This window comes from Bradyrhizobium sp. R2.2-H (assembly GCF_004346455.1).
Lineage (GTDB): Bacteria > Pseudomonadota > Alphaproteobacteria > Rhizobiales > Xanthobacteraceae > Bradyrhizobium > Bradyrhizobium diversitatis.
In genome coordinates this window covers 20,683-37,839 of record NZ_SMBR01000014.1, presented here as the reverse complement: position 1 = coordinate 37,839, position 17,157 = coordinate 20,683, and the positions used below count along the sequence as shown (strand labels likewise).

Genomic DNA, 17,157 nt, shown 5'->3' with positions numbered 1-17,157 from the left:
AGCACCTTAGCAGCCGTGGCAGATGCCCTTGATCTTCTTGTTGAGCAACGCGTCATCATTGCTGGCCGCACTGCTCTTGTCCTTGGCTGGAGTGTTCGTATCCGAGCCTGGACCGTTCGTGGCCTTGGTCGCTGGACTGGCCGAGCCCCACCGTTGCTGCCAGAGTTTCTCGCCGATCGTGCAGGACACCCGAGGCTCCTTGTCGACAGAGCGAGCCATTGATCCTTTCGGCGTGCGGCCTGCGACCTCCAAAGCAAGCTTGGTCCGGATCGCCTCCGTGAAGCTTCCGCGATCGGTGATCGGCACGACAAAGGAGCCTGGCCCGCCGATGACGCAATCCTCATAGTACCAGTCGATGTGGTCGATATGGCTGATATCCGTCGTCCCGTTCGGCGTTGCATTGATCATCAGCGGCAGGCCGGTGATGACGATGCCCTGCTGCACCGCTGCGTCGCGCGCGGTGGCGACAGGGTCGCCGGTGTTGTTGGGCCCGTCGCCCGAAATGTCGATAATTTGGCGTGAGCCACGGTATGGGTTCTGCTCGAACAGCGGCATGGCAAACTTGATCGCTCTCGAAATCGACGTGCGCGAACCGCGGAGGATTGGTGCCGTCATGAGTTCATCTGCGACAGCTTTGGCCGCTTCCGGTCCGTCGATCTGCCGCCAGGGGACGACGATCTTCTGATCCCTCGTGGCTGACCATTCGAAATAGGTAAGGGCGATCTTGCCGATCGGACCGGCCCGCAAGGCCTGAAGAAATTCCTGCGAGACGATGGCCTTGGCGAAGCCTTCGCGTTGAGCTGCCAGATCCTCCATTTCGATCGAGTAGGAAATATCGACCGCGATCACAAGTTCGACATCCACGGCGGGGCGATTTTCGTCCTGGATCACCGCTGGCGGCCGCCGCTCTGACTCGGAAAACGCCTGCGTCGATGCCAGTATAGCAATCAGGATCGATCCAATCGAAACCCGCCAATTCATCCTCGCCCTCCTGCTGCCCATACGAATCTTGACACGCGGAACGTGCAATCGGAAGGGCATATTGGCGGCGCAAAAACAGATGACCCCGCCCGGGGGGACAGCCGGGCGGGGTCGGGGGCACGACACGGGGTGGATGAGGCGCCCGTGTCGGACGCAGGAGCCACGGGAGATCGGCCTCAGATACCCAGATCAGTAGCAGGTACGAACGCGGCCGACGTACTGGCCGAAGGCGTTGTACTGGGCGACCCAGCCGCAGCGGTGATAGCCGTGGTAATAGGGGTCGTTCGTGGCGGCGATCGCGGAGCCGACGACGGCGGCGGTGGCGATGCCGGCGCCGACGCCCCAGACCCAGCCGGGTTGCTTGGCTTCGGCGGAAGAGGTGGTGGACACGATGCTGCCGGTGACGGCGAGGGCAGCGAGAGCTGCGGCGGCAATCCTGGTCTTGATCGACATGTGAAACTCCATCCGGGTTGAGGCGGTCCGTTGTGGCCCGCATGCCCAGTTGGACGGAGGCTCTTCGCATCCGGTTCGAAGATCGCAGATGTGGCCGCGAAGACTAGGCCTTTCCCGAATGAATCCAGGAGGATGCCGGCTAGCCGAGGGGGCCCTTGGCGAGCCTGTTCACGTCGAAGTTATCGACTTCACTGAGCAACTCGCAGAAGGCGCGCGCACCCTGGTCGATCAGCCGCTCGCCCTTCTCGGCCACGGCCAGCGTCGCATTGCCGACCGCGCCGCTGGGGTTGAGATCCTGCGCCTGCCAGGCGAACGGCGCGGGCCGCTGCGTCGAGAGCCAGCGATACTGCTGCTCCATCGCGACGCTGCTCGCAGGGAAATCCGCGATCGCATCCATGCGCACCTGATCGGGATAGCGCGCCAGCATGATCGAGGTCTCGACCGCGCCGCCGTGAATGCCGTGGCGTACTTCCTCGGCCGGGAACAGTCTGTCCGCGCCCGAGAGCCGCGACCATGACGTCGTCACCACGAAAAGCTTGTGATGCGCGCGCAGGTCTTGCGCGACCAGCATCATGGCCGCGCTGTTGCCGCCATGGCTGGTGACGATGACGAGCTTCTTCACGCCGCGGCGTGCAACGTCCTCGCCGATCCCCGTCCATTTCTTCAGCGCAATTTCGGTCGGCAGCGTCTGCGTGCCCGGATAGTCGATATGCTCGGTGGAAATCCCGACCGGCTCAACCGGCAGAAATCCGGCGGGAACGCTCTCAGGCAGCAGCTCGCGCACGCGCGCGAGATAGGCCTCCGCGATCAGCACGTCGGTCGTGAGCGGCAGATGCGGACCGTGCTGCTCGGTCGCCGCCAGCGGCAGCACCGCGATCCAGCGCGACACCTCCGCAGGACCCGCATCGGCCCAGTCGATATCGATCCAGTCGCGGGAGGGCGTCTTCAAGGTTTCTTTGCCCGAATTTGTCACGTAATTTGGGGTATGAGGGGACGCGGGCCTGGCCGGTTCGCGTCCCCTCATGTCATGCGTTTCTATCGCGTTGCCTTCACTTGAGCCAGACACGATTGGGCCAGCCACGATCCACGGAGTGCCATCATGACCCCCTCTCATCTGCGGCGAGCGTTAATTGCGGGCTTGCTGGCCGCTATCGCCTCCCTTGCACCGGCGCGCGCCGAAACGCTCGACAAGGTCACCTTCGGCACCAACTGGGTCGCCGAGGCCGAGCATGGTGGCTTCTTTCAGGCGGTCGCCGACGGCACCTACAGGAAATACGGGCTCGACGTGACCATCGTCCCCGGCGGCCCCAACGAGAACAACCGCATGCTGCTGATCGCCGGCAAGATCGATTTCTTCATGGCCGCGAACACGCTGATGTCGTTCGACGCCGTCGCCAACAACGTCCCTGTCGTGACCATCGCCGCGATCTTCCAGAAGGATCCGCAGGTGATGCTGACGCATCCCGACGCCAAGGTCACGAAGATCGAGGATCTCAAGCCGCTGACGCTGTTCGTCTCCAAGGAGGGCATGACCTCCTACTTCCAGTGGCTGAAGTCCGAATATGGTTTCAGCGAGAAGAACGTCCGTCCCTACAATTTCAATCCGCAGCCCTTCATCGCGAACCCGAAGAGCGCCATGCAGGGCTACGTCACCTCCGAGCCTTTCGCGGTGGAGAAGGCCGCCGGCTTCAAGCCCAACGTGCTGCTGCTCGCCGATTACGGCTTCAACACCTATTCGACCCTGATCGAGACGCGCCGCGACATCGTCGAGAAGAAGCCCGACCTGGTCCAGCGCTTCGTCGATGCCTCCATGATCGGGTGGTACAATTACATCTACCACGACAATTCCGCCGGCAACGCCCTGATCAAGAAGCTCAATCCGGAGATGACCGACGATCTGCTCGCCTATTCCGTCGCCAAGATGAAGGAACACGGCATCGTCGATTCCGGCGACTCGCTCAAGAATGGAATCGGTGCGATGAGCGACGAGCGCTATGCTTCCTTCTTCAACAAGATGGTGAAGGCCGGCGTGGTGAAGGCGGATCTCGACTTCCGCAAGTCCTATACGCTGCGCTTCATCAACAAGGGCGTCGGCGTCGAGCTGCGCCCGAACAAGCCGTAGCGCATGCTGCGATCAGGCACGCCGGTGCGGCTGGGGCTCACCTCTCCCGAAGGGAGAGGTCGCATCGCATCGTCAGATGCGGTGCGGGTGAGGGGGTACGCTCCCTCGTGGGACCTGCGCCCCCTCACCCGGCGCTACGCGCCGACCTCTCCCCGCTGGGGAGAGGTGAAAGACGCGGCGCGACCGAGCCTCACAACAACCAGTGATCAATGGTAGCCAGCTCATCGTCATCCGCCGTCGAGGCCAGCCTGACGCATCTCGCCGTCAGCCTGCGCGGCGTGACGAAGACCTATGACAATGGCGTCATGGCACTCGGCCCGTTCGACCTCGCTGTCCGCAAGGGCGAGTTCATCTCGCTGCTCGGCCCGTCCGGCTGCGGCAAGTCGACGGCGCTGCGCATCATCGCGGGGCTCAGTGCGCCGTCATCGGGCACTGTGCGGGTGGCACGGCACGAGGGCGTGCCGCAGCCCGGCCATGTTCAACCAGGTCACGGCATCGGCTTCGTGTTTCAGGAACCGACCCTGATGCCCTGGACCAGCGTCCGCGAGAACGTGCGGCTGCCCTTGAGGCTCGCACGCGTGCCGAAGGCAGACGCGCGCGCGCGCGCCGACGAGGCGCTGGCGAGCGTCGGGCTCGCCGATTTCGCCGATGCCTATCCGCGCGAGCTCTCCGGCGGCATGAAGATGCGGGTATCGCTGGCGCGTGCGCTCGTCACCGACCCCGAGATCCTCCTGATGGACGAGCCGTTCGCAGCCCTCGACGAGATCACGCGCTTCCGCCTCAACAACGATCTGCTCGCCCTGTGGCGCCGCCTTCGCAAGACCGTCATCTTCGTCACCCATTCGGTGTTCGAGTCCGTCTATCTGTCGCAGCGCGTCGTGGTGATGACGGCCCGGCCCGGCCGCATCCAGGCTGACATCCGCATCGAGACGGTCGAGCCGCGCGGGGAGGAGTTTCGGACCTCGGCCGCCTATTCCGATTACTGCCGAAGAGTGTCGGCCGCGCTGGCGCCGTCGTATTCGGGACAGTCGACGCTGTGAGCGCGCAAGCTCCCATCACCGCGGGATCGTCCCGCGCGCAGCGCGCGATGCGCTTCGTGCTTCCCGTCATCGTGTTCGCGGCCGGCCTCGTCGCCTGGGAACTCGTGGTCCGCCTCAAAGGGATCCCGCCTTACGTGCTGCCGGCGCCGTCCGTCATCGTCCTGACGCTGATCAGGGACTGGGCGGTTCTGTCACAATCGCTCGCCACCACGCTGCTGACCACGCTCGAGGGGTTCCTCGCGGCGAGCATCGGCGGCGTCGCGCTGGCGCTGCTGTTCAACCAGTCGAAATGGGTCGAATATTCGCTGTTCCCCTATGCCGTGGTCCTGCAGGTGACGCCCGTCATCGCGATCGCGCCGCTGCTGCTGATCTATCTGGAGCAGCAGACCGCGGTCGTGGTCTGCGCCTTCATCGTCGCGTTCTTTCCGGTGCTGTCCAACACCACGCTCGGGCTGAATTCGGTGGATCGCAATCTCGCCGGCCTGTTCCAGCTCTATGGTGCCTCGCCACAGCAGACGCTGCGCTTTCTCAAGCTGCCCGCGGCGCTGCCCTACATTCTCGGAGGCCTGCGCATTGCCGGCGGCCTGTCGCTGATCGGCGCGGTCGTGGCCGAGATCGCGGCGGGAACAGCGGGCGCCGGCTCCGGCCTCGCCTACAGAATCGCCGAGTCCGGCTATCGCCTGAACATACCCCGCATGTTCGCGGCGCTGCTTCTGTTGTCGCTGGCCGGGATTGTCATCTATGGGGTGCTGGCGCTAGTTTCCCACCTCGTTTTACGGCGCTGGCACGAGAGCGCGCTTGGAAAGGAAAACTGATGGCTGCCGGTTCGATTTCGTCCGAAAAGATCGACCTTCTGATCTATGGGCCGGTGCGGCCGATCCTCGAGAACGGCTTTTCCGATCATTTCGTCGTGCACAAGGCGGAGACACGCGGCGATCTCGAGCGCCTGACGCCGGCGGTCCGCGACAAGATCCGCGGCGTCGCGGTGACCTATCACACCGTGCGCGCGGACAGGGATTCGCTGTCGCAGCTGCCGAAGCTGGAGATGGTGGCGAGCTTCGGCGTCGGCTACGACCATGTCGACGCCAAATACGCCGCCGAGAACAATATCGTCGTCACCAACACGCCCGACGTGCTGACCGAGGAGGTCGCCGACGTCGCCATGGGTCTTCTGATCTCCACCTTGCGCGAGTTCATCAAGGCCGACCGTTACGTCCGCTCCGGCCTCTGGCAGACGCAGAACTATCCGCTCAGCGTCGGCTCGCTGCGTGACCGCAAGGTCGGCATCGTCGGCATGGGCCGGATCGGCCAGGCCATCGCGCGCCGGCTCGACGCCTCGCTGGTGCCGGTGGTCTACCACTCGCGCAATCCGTCCAAGGACGTCTCCTACAAGCACTACCCTGACCTGCTCGAGATGGCGAAGGCGGTGGACACGCTGATGGTGATCGTGCCCGGCGGCGCCGCCACGAACAAGATGATCAATGCCGAGGTGCTGAAGGCGCTCGGGCCGCGCGGCGTTTTGGTCAACGTCGCCCGCGGTTCGGTGGTCGACGAGCCTGCGCTGATCCAGGCGCTGAAATCAGGCACCATCCTCGCCGCCGGCCTCGACGTGTTCGCGGCCGAGCCCAGCGTGCCGGACGAGCTCAAGACCATGCAGAACGTCGTGCTGCTGCCGCATATCGGTTCGGCCTCGGTGGTGACGCGCAACGCGATGGACCAGCTCGTGGTCGACAATCTCAAGGCCTGGTTTGCCGGCAAGGCGCCGCTGACGCCGGTTGCGGAAACGCCGGTCAAGGGGCGTTGATGAGAGCTCTTCGGGTCGTTGCATTCGCCGTCGCGGCCACCTTGGCCGCGATCGGCGCCGTCGCGGCCTTTTTGGCAGCGATCGGCCTAGCGCATGCACAGGATGCGACGAGCCTGAAGAAGCAGATGCCCGGACAATGGGAGCTCTCGACCACCGAGCGCAGCAAGACCTGCGTCGTCACGCTCAAGAGCGATGCGGCGGCGCAGGGCTTCAAGCTGGAGCTGGAGCCGGCCTGCAAGACCGCGCTGCCTTTCACGAAAGACATCGTCGCCTGGAACGTCAGGGGCCTCGACATCGTCCGCTTGCAGGACGCGACCGGCGAAGCCGTGATCGACTTCACCGAGGTCGAGGCCGGCATCTTCGAGGGCCTGCGCCAGGGCGAGGGCGTCTATATCCTGCAGGATCTCGCCGCCGCGCGTTCGATGGCCAAGTCGATGGACCAGATGATCGGCGACTGGTCGATGGTGCGCGGCAACGGCCAGCCGGTCTGCGGGCTGACGCTGACCAACACCGAAGCGGACTCGGACAATTTCCAGGTCTTCCTCAAGCCGAGATGCGACGCGACGATTGCGCAGTTCAACCCGACGCAATGGCGCCTCGAACGCGGCCAGATCATCCTGATGTCGAAATCAGGCGAGGCCTGGCAGTTCGAGGCCGACGACCACGCGCAGTGGCGGCGCGTCCCCGACACCGCCGATCCCCTCATCATGCTGCGTCAGTAGGCGCGGGCAAGCCGCAGGCTCTCCGGCCTTCCCCCGCAAGCGCAGGGCAATCGCATATGAAGACTTACAAGAGGTCGTCATGCCCGGGCTTGTCCCGGGCATCCACGTTCTTTGTGCCGTGCAGCCAGGCGTGGATGGCCGGGACAGGCCCGGCCATGACGCTGTGGAAACTGTCGACGTCCCTCGCGCCTCATCCGTGTTCTACGTCGTCACCCTCGGTGGCGGTGCGGTGCCTTGCGACCACTTCTCCATCTTGCCGAGCACGCCCCAGACGGTGAGCGCGAGCGAGATCGGCATCGCGAACTGGCTGATGCCGGGCACGGCGGTCACGATCGTTCCGAGCAGTCCGGCAAGGCCGCCGGCGCTGGGACTCGCCGTCACCGACGAGAGCAGCGCGGTGAGCAGCGAGCCGCCGATGCCGAGCGCGGTCTTCTTGCCGTCGAGCAGCTTGCCGACGGTCTCGCCGAGCGCGCCGTTGACCTGGCCCAGCATGGGCTTGCCGCTGCTCGTGTTGAGAAGGGTGCTGAGCAGGTCGACGACCTGCTTCAGCTGATCGACGGGGGCGGGGCTCGCCGGGGCGACCGGTCCCGGCACGGGTGCCGTCCGGTTGATGAGCGAGAAAAGCCGCTCGAACAGGCTGATCGGGTCATTCGTGGCAGGCAATGTCCTGCTCGGCACGGTCGCCGGCAGCGTCGTGCCGCCGGCCGACGGTCGCAGCAATTGCGCGAGGTCCTCCAGCCGCTTCAGGATCTGCGACAGGTCGACCGCCTGCACCGGGCCTCCAGGCTGCGTCGCGCGCGTGATCGCGGCGACCGTGGCCGCATCGAGAAGCCCGGTATCCCTCAGGCCGTTCTGTTCCTGAAACTGCGAGACGGCGGCCCTGGTCTTTGGTCCGCTGATGCCGTCCTCGGCGAGCGGCGGATTGGCGCCGAGCCTGTTGAGCGCCTGCTGCATGAGAATGACCGTCGAGGCCACGTCGTCCTCGGGCTCGCCGCGGCCGGCGAATTGCGGGCTGCCGTCGAGCGTGATCGAGGAGTCGAGCGACATCATCGCATGCAGGATCACCGCCGTGCCGAGCTGCGAATCGACGTGATCGGAGTCGAACACATGGTCGCGAACGAATTTTCCCGCCCTCGCCTCCGGCGGGCCGTACAGCGTCGAGCCGCCATAGAGATACGGCGAGTTGACGCCCTTGGCGTGATAGCCGAAGCCGTTGAACGCCTCGAGCCGGAACATCATCCGCGCGATGCTCCAATCGTTCGCGCCAATGAAGTTCTGGATTCTGAAAGCGTCCACGGCGCCGTCCACGAACGTGGCAAAGGGGCCGCGCCCCTTCGGAACGAGCTTCGTCACGCGATGAAGCGACTCGCCGTTGCCGAGATACGTGTCGAAATCGAAGTTGGACTCGCGGTAGTGGCAGAGCGCGGTGAAGAACCAGGGGACGCCCGTCAACCGCTCGATCTGCTGATACGTCGCCTTGCCGTTGAGGGCCTTGCGGGCGACTGCATTCGCCTCGGCCAGGCGTCCGGCCCGGATCTCGAGACCGGCCCAATTCCGCTCATACTCGTTTTTCAATCTTTCGAATGAGATCATTTTCCGCTCCCGCAAATTGACTGAATGATCGCCTCTCCGTGCAAGCCAAAGTGAACCAGGTGCCGTGATCAGCGTGACTCCTCCGTGATCTGGCGAAATCTGGCAGGTCGCCGGCCCGGCGCATGTGAAATGGCTTACAGCTTCGGCGGGAAATCATCGGTAGAACCGGAAGCGCGTGCGGACCGCCTTTCGGGGGAACCGGCTCGGCCCCCCACCGTTAGCGATGAGACGGTGCGGCAAGGAATCCTGCATGGCCAAGCGCGTCCTCGCGATCGGCATCGAACCCGGCAATGCGGACTACAGCGCGTTTCCGCAGATCACGCCGGCGCTCGTGCGCGGCCATATCGAGGCGCAGCTTTTGCGCCTGCGCGATCTCGGCTTTGATGTCACGAGCTGCCTGATCGATCTCGATGCGACAGCCGAGGCCGCCGTCACGGCGGCGCTGCAGGATGAGCGCTTCGACTGCATCGTCATCGGCGCCGGCCTGCGCGAGCCGAAGGAGCGCCTGCTGCTGTTCGAGAAGGTGCTCAACCTCGTCCATCGCATGGCGCCGAACGCCGCGATCTGCTTCAACACCACGCCGGCAGACACCGCGGAGGCGGTGCAGCGCTGGGTCGAGCCGTGAGAGGGAGGCGTGGCATCTCTGTTTCGCAAAGGGGTCCCGAGGACCTTGTTCGTCGCCGGTGCAGCCGGTGATGGGCATTGAATCTCGTGTCTAGATCAACCGCATTCCGCGCAGGCTGGCGTGCCCGTTCTTGCCGACGATGATGTGGTCGTGCACGGCAATCCCCAGCGGCTTGGCGATGTCGATGATCGCCTTCGTCATCTGGATGTCGGCTTGCGATGGCGAGGGATCACCCGAGGGGTGATTATGCACCAGGATCAGCGCGGTCGCGGAGAGTTCGAGCGCGCGCTTGATCACCTCGCGCGGATAGACCGGGGTGTGGTCGACCGTGCCGGTCTGCTGCACCTCGTCGGCGATCAGCTGGTTGCGCTTGTCGAGGAAGAGCAGGCGGAATTGCTCCTTCTCGGCGAACGCCATGCTGGAGCGGCAATAGTCGATCACCTCGTTCCAGGATGACAGCGCGTTGCGGCTGTTGACCCCGCCCTTGGCGACGCGATGCGCCGCCGCGGCGATCAGCTTGAGCTGGTTGATCGCGGATTCGCCGATGCCGTCGACCTCGCGCAGCCGCGCAACCGGGGCATGGACGACCTCGGCGAACGAGCCGAACGACTTGATCAGCGCCTTCGCCAGCGGCTTGGTGTCCCGCCGCGGCAGCGCCGGAAACAGCGCCATCTCCAGCAGCTCGTAATCGCTCAGCGCATCCGCGCCTGCGCTATAGAAGCGCTCGCGCAGCCGCTCGCGATGGCCGTGATAGTGCGGCGCGTCCTCAGGCTTGCTCTTGTCGTGGTCGGACTTGGCGGGCATCGGCCGCCAGCATTGCCCTGTCGGAGGAATTTTTCAATCGGCAATTGTAGTCGCCTCATGGCTTCCGCATGGGGGCAGTCACCGCTATGACCCCGATGACGATGAGCAACATGCCGGCCAGCATTGACCAGGTGAAGCTCTCGCCAAGGAGCGTGGTCCCGAGTGCCACGGCGAAGCCCGCGCGCAGATAACTGCCGCTCGTCGTGCCGAGCGGGCCGAGCGTGCGGATCAGGCGGAAATAGATCACCATTGCGAGCGCGGTGCAGACGATGGCAAGGCCGAGCACGGCTGCGATCGCTTGGCTCGTCGGTGCCAGCGTCCAGGGCCGGTCGAGGACGGTGGCGATGGGCAGCATCAGGGCGGCGGCGCAGCTCATCGCTCCGGCTGCCGTGACGACCGTGGGAAGGCTCGCGAACCGCTGCCCCCAGATCGGTGCGAGCGCATAGCAGAAGCTCGCAGCCAGGACGGCGGCCTGCGCCAGCGGCGCGGTGGCGCCGATCCCTGAGAACGCGTCACCCCCCACGGTCAGGGCGACGCCCGCGAGGCCCAGCGCAACACCGATGATCTTGCGGCCGCTGATCGCCTGTCGTCCGCGTCCGGTCGTCATCGCGATTGCAAGCACGAACATCGGCGGGGTCGCGTTGAGCACGCCGGCTAGACCGCTGGTGATGTGCGTCTCGCCCCAACTGATCAGGGTGAAGGGCAGCGCGCTTTGCAGCAGCCCTTGCACGACGAAAGCCGCCCACACCGGCCCTTGGCGCGGCAGGGCGTGCCCCTGTGCGAGAGCGATCATGATCAAGAGAACAGCCGCGATCGTCACCCGTACGGCGACCATGGTGAAAGGCGGAATTGTCGGGATCGCGACCTTAATCAGCGTGAACGAGCTGCCCCAGATCAGGGACAGCAGCAGTAGGAGCCCGATCTCGAATGCGAGACGGGTTTGCCCTGACGCCGTCTGTTGCGCCTGTATGCTCATGCGATCTGCTCCGGGATCTGTCGACACCATGATCGGGAGCGGCGATGCAGGCTGGCTGAATTCGGACCTCATCGCCCGGTCGAGTCCGATTTCAGCTACTCGGTGGCGCGCCTTGAAACTATATTTTCGGCATGACGACAGGCTCTGCGCATCGGCAAACGCTGCCACCGCATCTCGATTGGGCAACCTGCGACCGGGCGCGGCTCGCACGGGCGCGCGCCTTCGACGGCCTGTTCTTCTCCGGCGTCCGCTCGACGCGGATCTATTGCCGGCCGGTGTGTCCGGTTCGGCCCGCCCGCTCCGAGAACGTTACCTTCTATGCGACCGCGGCGGCCGCCGAGCGGGCCGGCTTTCGCCCGTGCCTGCGCTGCCGGCCGGAAGCCGCGCCGGGCTCTCCGGCCTGGATGGGAACGGCCACCACCGTTGCGCGCGGCATGCGGCTGATCCACGACGGTTTTCTGGATCGGGCGTCCATGACGGATCTCGCGGACGCGCTTGGCGTCGGGCCGCGCCATCTCCTGCGTCTCTTTATGCGCCATGCCGGGGCGAGCCCCAGCGAGATCGCGGCAACGCGGCGCGTGCAGGAAGCCAAGCGCCTGATCGACCGGACTGACATGACTTTGGCGGAGATCGCCTTCGCCGCGGGATTCGGCAGCGTTCGGCGCTTCAACGACGCGTTCGTCGCGACCTACAAGAGGACGCCATCATCCTTCCGCCGCCGGTAGGGGCGCGATGAGTCTTGGTTGAATCGATGCTAGCGCGGGCAGAGGCATCGCGACACACTCCGGTGTCGTCCCGGACAAGCGTAAGCGCAGATCCGGGACCCATATCCTCAGGAGAAAATTGTTCGAGCGAGCTGACAACCACGAGTTTTCGCCAAACCCGCTCCTGTGGCTATGGGTCCCGGATCTGCGCGCGCTTAAGAGCGCGCTTGTCCGGGACGACAGCGGAGGGACGGGAACGGCCACCACCGTGGCGCGCGGCATGCGCTTGATCAATGATATCGCAACAGCGCCAGGGGAATTCTGGCGATCGGAATCACCCGATCTGCTTCTCGCCGTGCCGCTCCGACAGCGTGAAGATCTCGACGCCATCAGCGGTGACGCCGACGGAGTGCTCGAACTGCGCCGACAGCGAGCGGTCGCGGGTGACCGCGGTCCAGCCGTCGGAGAGGATCTTCACATGCGGCTTGCCGAGATTGATCATCGGCTCGATGGTGAAGAACATGCCGGGCTTGAGCTGGACACCCTCGCCGGGTCGGCCGACATGGATGATGTTCGGCTCGTCGTGGAACATGCGCCCCAAGCCGTGGCCGCAGAAATCGCGCACCACGCTCATGCCCTGCGGCTCGACGAAGCTCTGGATGGCGTGGCCGATGTCGCCGGTGGTGGCGCCGGGCTTCACGGCGGCGATGCCGCGCATCATCGCTTCATAGGTGACCTCGATCAGCCGCTCGGCCTTGCGCGCGATCGGGCCGATCGCATACATCCGGCTGGAATCGCCGTACCAGCCGTCGACGATGAAGGTGACGTCGATGTTGACGATGTCGCCTTCCTTCAGCGGCCGGTCGCCGGGCATGCCGTGGCAGACCACATGGTTGAGCGAGGTGCAGGTCGAGTAGCGGTAGCCGCGATACATCAGCGTCGCCGGATAGGCGCCATTGCTGAACGCGAAGTCGCGGACGAATTCGTCGATTCTGGAGGTCGGCACGCCCGGCCCGACGATGTCGGTGAGTTCGTCGAGGCATTTTGCCACCAGCGCGCCCGCCTTGCGCATACCGGCAAAGGCGCTCGGCCCATGCAGCTTGATCTGTCCGGTCTTGCGCAGGGAGGTCTCGGTGGCTTCGACGTAGCTCATGCGGATGCGGTCTTCCTCGATGTCGGTGGAAAGGCTTGATTTCAGGCCCCAATTTAATGATTGGCGGCCTTCATGCAAGCCGAGCCTACCGGCCTTGGGTGCGAAAGCGTCCTAATTCGGGACTTCCACGGTGGTTTCCACCGGCAGGGCGCCGCCGCGGATGCGGATTTCGCGGACCGGATAGGGAACTCGGATGCCCTCGCGCTTGAACGCCTCCCACAGCTCCAGCATCACGTCGCTCTTGACCTTGTCCATGCCGTCGGGGTCGGCGATCCAGAAGGTCAGCGAGAACTTCATGCCGGCTTCCGCGAACTCGGTCAGGATGCAGGTCGGCGGCTTGCCCTTCTGCGCGCGCGGATGGGCGGCGGCGGTCTCGGCGGCGAGCGTGCAGACCAGGCGGGGATCGGCATCGTAATTGGTGCCGAAGGCGATCTTCACCAGCGTGTTCTTGTCGGTATAGGTCCAGTTGACGACCTTCTGCGTCACCAGATCCTCGTTCGGCACCAGGAATTCGCGGCCGTCGCCGGCGGCGACGGAAATATAGCGCGTCTTCATCGCGCTGATGCGACCGGTATTGTCGCCGATGGTGACGAGATCGCCGGGCTTCACCGACTTGTCGGCGAGCAGGATGATGCCCGAGATGAAATTGGCCACGATTTTCTGCAGGCCGATACCGATGCCGACGCCGACGGCGCCGGAGAACACCGCGAGCGCCGACAGGTCGATCCCGACGGAGCCGAGCGCAATCACGATGGCGACGGTAAGAAGCCCGATGCGGATGATCTTCATCAGCAGCACCTGCACCGACGGCGTCAGGTCGGTGGTCGCGTTGATGCGGCTCTCGGCGAAATTGCTGGCGATGTTGGTGAGCCAGAGCGCGATCAGCAGCAGCGCGCCGGCCTTGAGCGCCAGGAGCGGGGTCAGCCTGAGGCCGCCGAGCACGATCGCGAAGGAATCCAGCAGCTCGACCGTCGCATCGAGCTGGCCGAGGATGGAGAGCGCCGCGACCAGCCACGCCGTGATCGACACCACCCTGACGATGAAGGCGTTGCGCAGCACCGAGGTCACCAGCCGGATCACCAGCCAGGCGAAGCCCAGCTTGGCGGCGACCATCAGGAGATAGCTGCGGCTCGGCCAGGTCGCGTGGTACATCACCACGCGCGAGATGATCACGAGCAGCGTGAACACCGCCGTCGAGGCGCTGGAGACCATCACCCGGACGAAATGCCGGAGCGGCAGCGGCAAGCGCATCGCCAGCGAGGTCATGTCGATGCGGCTGCGAATCGCGGTCTCCGCGGCATAGGCGATGCCGGCGGCCGCCAGGATGAGACCGAATTGCAGGTAGAACCAGGGTGAGGAGATTTCCGCCCCGACGCTGCGTGCGGTCGTCTGCACGAACTCCGTGAAATCTTTGAGGTCCATGTCCATCGGTCTCGTCGGCAAGCGGGGAGGAATTGATTCGAGGGAGCCGCTGAATCCCGCAAGGGGTGCGGCCGGACCATCGATACACCGTCAAGTGAAGCGCGTTAAGGCCGCAAAATGCAGGCAGATTGCCGCGAACCATGGAAAATGGGTTGGCGCGCGAGTCCGCCGACGATAAGGATGAATAAGCACATGTTTTTGAGATGGGAAATTTCGCCGAGGGCGGCGCGCTTCGCCTCTCCCTGCTTGCGGGGAGAGGCCGAAATTCGAGCGCAGCTTGAATTTCGGGTGAGGGGGACTCTCCACGAGACCGACTCCCACCACCCTCGCGGAGACTCCCCCTCACCCCACCCTCTCCCCGCAAGCGGGGCGAGGGAGTGCCCGGCCGGTGGCCGCCGACCCGAATTCGTCGATCACTCGGAGTAACCCCAGCACCGCATGGCTTCCCTCGACTCCGTCAGCATCGCCATACTGCTCGGCGCCGTCCTCGTCATGGCCGGCATCCTCTCGAGCCTGCTCGCGTTGCGCTTCGGCGCACCCTTGCTGCTCGTCTTCCTTGTGATCGGCATGCTCGCCGGCGATTCCGGTCCTGGCCAGCTCCAGTTCGACGACGTCCGCACCACCTATCTGGTCGGCTCCGTCGCGCTCGCCCTGATTCTGTTCGACGGTGGCCTGCGGACGCGCTTTGCCAGCATCCGCACTGTGCTGGCCCCGTCCGTGATGCTCGCGACCGTCGGCGTGCTGCTGACCGCGCTTGTCACGGCGCCGTTCGCAAAATACGCGCTCGATCTCAACTGGTCGGAATCGCTGCTGGTCGGCGCCGTGGTGGCTTCGACCGATGCGGCCGCGGTGTTCCTGCTGGTGCACACCCAGGGCCTGCGCCTGCGCCCACGCGTCGGCGCGACGCTGGAGGCGGAATCCGGCACCAACGATCCGTTCGCGATCTTCCTCACGCTCATGCTGGTGGAATACATCTCGGTCGGCTCGAGCTCGCCAGGCCATGTGCTGATGGAGTTCATTCAGGAGGCGGTCCTGGGTGCCATCGTCGGCGTCATCGGCGGACGCCTGGTCGTGATCGCCCTCAACAAGGTGGCGCTGCCGCAGGGCCTGCATGCCCCGTTCGTGACCACAGCTGCGCTCGTGATCTTCGGCGGCTCGCAGATCCTGCACGCATCCGGCTTCCTCGCGGTCTATCTCGCCGGCATCATCATCGGCAACCGGCCGACGCGCGCGCATAATTCGGTGGTGACGTTCCTCGACGCGGCGACCTGGCTGGCGCAGATCGTGATGTTCGTGCTGCTCGGCCTTCTGGTCTCGCCGAGCCGGCTCGGCACCAGCGTGCTGCCGGCCGTCGCCGTCGCGCTCGTGCTGATGCTGGTGGCGCGGCCGCTCGCGGTGTTCGTGTGCCTTTCTCCGTTCCGCTTCAACTGGCGCGAGAAGATCTTCATCGCCTGGACCGGCCTGCGCGGCGCGGTCGCGATCTTCCTGGCCTCGATCCCGATGCTGGTCGGGCTGTCCAAGGCCTATCTCTATTTCGACGTCGCCTTCGTCGTCGTCATCATCTCGCTCCTGCTGCAGGGCTGGACGCTGGCGCCCGCCGCACGCAAGCTGCACGTGGCGCTGCCGCGCGCCGAGCGCGGCCCGCGGCGCGTCGAACTGGATCTGCCCGGCCAGCTCGAGCAGCAGCTGGTCGGCTACCCGGTGCGGCCCAAGAGCCTGTATTTCCGCCGCGGCCTGATCCCGTCCTGGTCCAAGCCGACGCTGGTGATCCGCAACCAGAACATCCTGACGCCGGCGGAAGCCGATCCGATCGCGCCCGGCGACTACATCTATCTGCTGGCCCCGCCGGAAAAGGCCGAGTCGCTCGACCGCTTCTTCGTCGACATGCAGCCGAGCACGGCGCCCGATCCGCATCTGCTCGGCGACTTCATGGTCTCCGGCGACCACACGCTCGCCGAGCTTGCCGAGATCTACGGCATCAAGGTCGGTGACGACGAAGGCAAGCTGACCTTGGCGGACTATTTCGACGTCCATCTCGACCGCGCGCCGAAGGAGGGCGCCGAGCTCGCCCTGGACGAGATCGTCCTTGTCGCGCGCTCGATCTCCGGCGGTCGCGTCAATCTCGTCGGCTTGCGTCTGCCGGAAGAAGACGAGGCGTCCGAGCCGCTGACGCGCGCGCAGGCGCTGCGGAAGAAGCTCGCGGAGCTGTGGACCTCGGTAGCGGGGGTCTAGCCTCCTCTCGTCATTCCGGGGCGCGCGTCGGCGCGAACCCGGAATCCATTTATCCTCTGAACGAGCGGCGAGATGGATTCCGGGCTCGCCCTTCGGGCGCCCCGGAATGATGTGACGGGACAACCGCCACCAAATCGCCGCAACCGCTGAAGATTCGCGCAGCCTCGTGACCGTGGAACCCGGAACGCTCCGCGGCGCCGCTCGTTTTTCGCGTGACATTCACCGTCTTTGACAGGAGCATTTCCATGCGCAAGTTCATCTTGCCCGCGATTCTCGCCATCGGCCTCGGCGCAGCGGCGCCGGCAATGGCCTATGACACCGGGGATCAGATCTCGATGCAGGTCGCGCTCGACGTCGCGAGCGATCTCGGTGTTGTGACGGTCTCGCACACGAACTTCCTTGGCGACGAATGGGAGATCGAAGGGCGCGACCGCGCCGGCCGCTGGATGGAGGTCGACGTCGATGCCCGAACGGGCGAGGTTCGCAATGTCGACCGCGGCTGGTAGCTGAAAAGGAGCACTGTGGC

At 65.1% G+C, this 17,157-nt stretch carries 16 protein-coding genes and 1 pseudogene; 9 read left to right on the top strand and 8 right to left on the bottom strand.

Annotation, left to right across the window (positions count from 1 at the left end):
* Positions 1 to 144: 144 nt before the first annotated feature.
* The 3 genes and pseudogenes from EDE08_RS30080 to EDE08_RS30070 all read right to left on the bottom strand — a co-directional run.
* Positions 145 to 981: pseudogene (locus EDE08_RS30080) on the bottom strand (DUF1194 domain-containing protein); the annotation flags it as partial.
* A gap of 189 nt (positions 982 to 1,170) precedes the next feature.
* Positions 1,171 to 1,434: a hypothetical protein gene (locus EDE08_RS30075; RefSeq protein ID WP_165936273.1), complete on the bottom strand. Its 264-nt coding sequence runs from the start codon at positions 1,432 to 1,434 to the stop codon at positions 1,171 to 1,173.
* A 139-nt stretch (positions 1,435 to 1,573) separates the two neighbouring features.
* Positions 1,574 to 2,383: a creatininase family protein gene (locus EDE08_RS30070; protein WP_245524925.1), complete on the bottom strand. Its 810-nt coding sequence runs from the start codon at positions 2,381 to 2,383 to the stop codon at positions 1,574 to 1,576.
* A gap of 150 nt (positions 2,384 to 2,533) precedes the next feature.
* On the opposite strand from EDE08_RS30070, the gene EDE08_RS30065 reads away from it, so the two are divergent.
* The 5 genes from EDE08_RS30065 to EDE08_RS30045 all read left to right on the top strand — a co-directional run bounded on the left by EDE08_RS30065 (position 2,534) and on the right by EDE08_RS30045 (position 7,122).
* Complete coding sequence (locus EDE08_RS30065) at positions 2,534 to 3,556, top strand: ABC transporter substrate-binding protein (protein ID WP_131872491.1); 1,023 nt, start codon at positions 2,534 to 2,536, stop codon at positions 3,554 to 3,556.
* Positions 3,557 to 3,765: 209 nt separating this feature from the next.
* On the top strand, positions 3,766 to 4,596 hold the full coding sequence (locus EDE08_RS30060) for an ABC transporter ATP-binding protein (RefSeq protein WP_131872489.1): 831 nt from the start codon (positions 3,766 to 3,768) through the stop codon (positions 4,594 to 4,596).
* Positions 4,593 to 5,411 (top strand): ABC transporter permease, encoded by an 819-nt coding sequence (locus EDE08_RS30055; RefSeq protein WP_131872487.1) that lies wholly within the window; start codon positions 4,593 to 4,595, stop codon positions 5,409 to 5,411. Before EDE08_RS30060 ends, EDE08_RS30055 begins: the two co-directional genes overlap by 4 nt.
* Positions 5,411 to 6,400, top strand: coding sequence for a 2-hydroxyacid dehydrogenase (locus tag EDE08_RS30050; protein WP_131872485.1), 990 nt, complete (start codon positions 5,411 to 5,413; stop codon positions 6,398 to 6,400). The genes EDE08_RS30055 and EDE08_RS30050 overlap by 1 nt, the downstream gene beginning before the upstream one ends.
* Complete coding sequence (locus EDE08_RS30045; protein WP_131872483.1) at positions 6,400 to 7,122, top strand: AprI/Inh family metalloprotease inhibitor; 723 nt, start codon at positions 6,400 to 6,402, stop codon at positions 7,120 to 7,122. Before EDE08_RS30050 ends, EDE08_RS30045 begins: the two co-directional genes overlap by 1 nt.
* 201 nt (positions 7,123 to 7,323) lie before the next feature.
* On the opposite strand, the gene EDE08_RS30040 is transcribed toward EDE08_RS30045, so the two are convergent.
* Complete coding sequence (locus tag EDE08_RS30040) at positions 7,324 to 8,715, bottom strand: peptidoglycan-binding protein (protein ID WP_131872481.1); 1,392 nt, start codon at positions 8,713 to 8,715, stop codon at positions 7,324 to 7,326.
* A gap of 250 nt (positions 8,716 to 8,965) precedes the next feature.
* Between EDE08_RS30040 and EDE08_RS30035 the strand changes: the two genes are divergently transcribed.
* Positions 8,966 to 9,340: a hypothetical protein gene (locus EDE08_RS30035; RefSeq protein WP_131872479.1), complete on the top strand. Its 375-nt coding sequence runs from the start codon at positions 8,966 to 8,968 to the stop codon at positions 9,338 to 9,340.
* 90 nt (positions 9,341 to 9,430) lie between these two features.
* Here the strand turns inward: EDE08_RS30035 and radC are convergent, their stop codons facing one another.
* Both radC and EDE08_RS30025 read right to left on the bottom strand, forming a co-directional pair.
* Positions 9,431 to 10,144 (bottom strand): RadC family protein, encoded by a 714-nt coding sequence (radC, locus tag EDE08_RS30030; RefSeq protein WP_131872477.1) that lies wholly within the window; start codon positions 10,142 to 10,144, stop codon positions 9,431 to 9,433.
* A 55-nt stretch (positions 10,145 to 10,199) separates the two neighbouring features.
* Entirely contained in the window at positions 10,200 to 11,120 is a 921-nt protein-coding gene (locus tag EDE08_RS30025) for a DMT family transporter (protein ID WP_131872475.1), read from the bottom strand.
* Positions 11,121 to 11,251: 131 nt separating this feature from the next.
* Between EDE08_RS30025 and EDE08_RS30020 the strand changes: the two genes are divergently transcribed.
* Complete coding sequence (locus EDE08_RS30020; RefSeq protein ID WP_131872473.1) at positions 11,252 to 11,845, top strand: bifunctional transcriptional activator/DNA repair enzyme AdaA; 594 nt, start codon at positions 11,252 to 11,254, stop codon at positions 11,843 to 11,845.
* A 313-nt stretch (positions 11,846 to 12,158) separates the two neighbouring features.
* On the opposite strand, the gene map is transcribed toward EDE08_RS30020, so the two are convergent.
* The gene (gene map, locus EDE08_RS30015; protein WP_131872471.1) at positions 12,159 to 12,977 is read right to left on the bottom strand and encodes a type I methionyl aminopeptidase; all 819 of its coding nucleotides are present in this window, start codon (positions 12,975 to 12,977) and stop codon (positions 12,159 to 12,161) included.
* 111 nt (positions 12,978 to 13,088) lie between these two features.
* Positions 13,089 to 14,405 (bottom strand): mechanosensitive ion channel family protein, encoded by a 1,317-nt coding sequence (locus tag EDE08_RS30010; protein ID WP_165936274.1) that lies wholly within the window; start codon positions 14,403 to 14,405, stop codon positions 13,089 to 13,091.
* A gap of 432 nt (positions 14,406 to 14,837) precedes the next feature.
* Here EDE08_RS30010 and EDE08_RS30000 point away from each other — a divergent pair, with 432 nt between their 5' ends.
* Positions 14,838 to 16,631 carry a potassium/proton antiporter gene (locus tag EDE08_RS30000; protein ID WP_131872465.1) on the top strand — a complete coding sequence of 598 codons (1,794 nt, stop codon included), beginning with the start codon at positions 14,838 to 14,840 and terminating at the stop codon, positions 16,629 to 16,631.
* Positions 16,632 to 16,876: 245 nt separating this feature from the next.
* Positions 16,877 to 17,137, top strand: coding sequence for a PepSY domain-containing protein (locus EDE08_RS29995; RefSeq protein WP_131872463.1), 261 nt, complete (start codon positions 16,877 to 16,879; stop codon positions 17,135 to 17,137).
* The last annotated feature ends 20 nt before the right edge of the window (positions 17,138 to 17,157 follow it).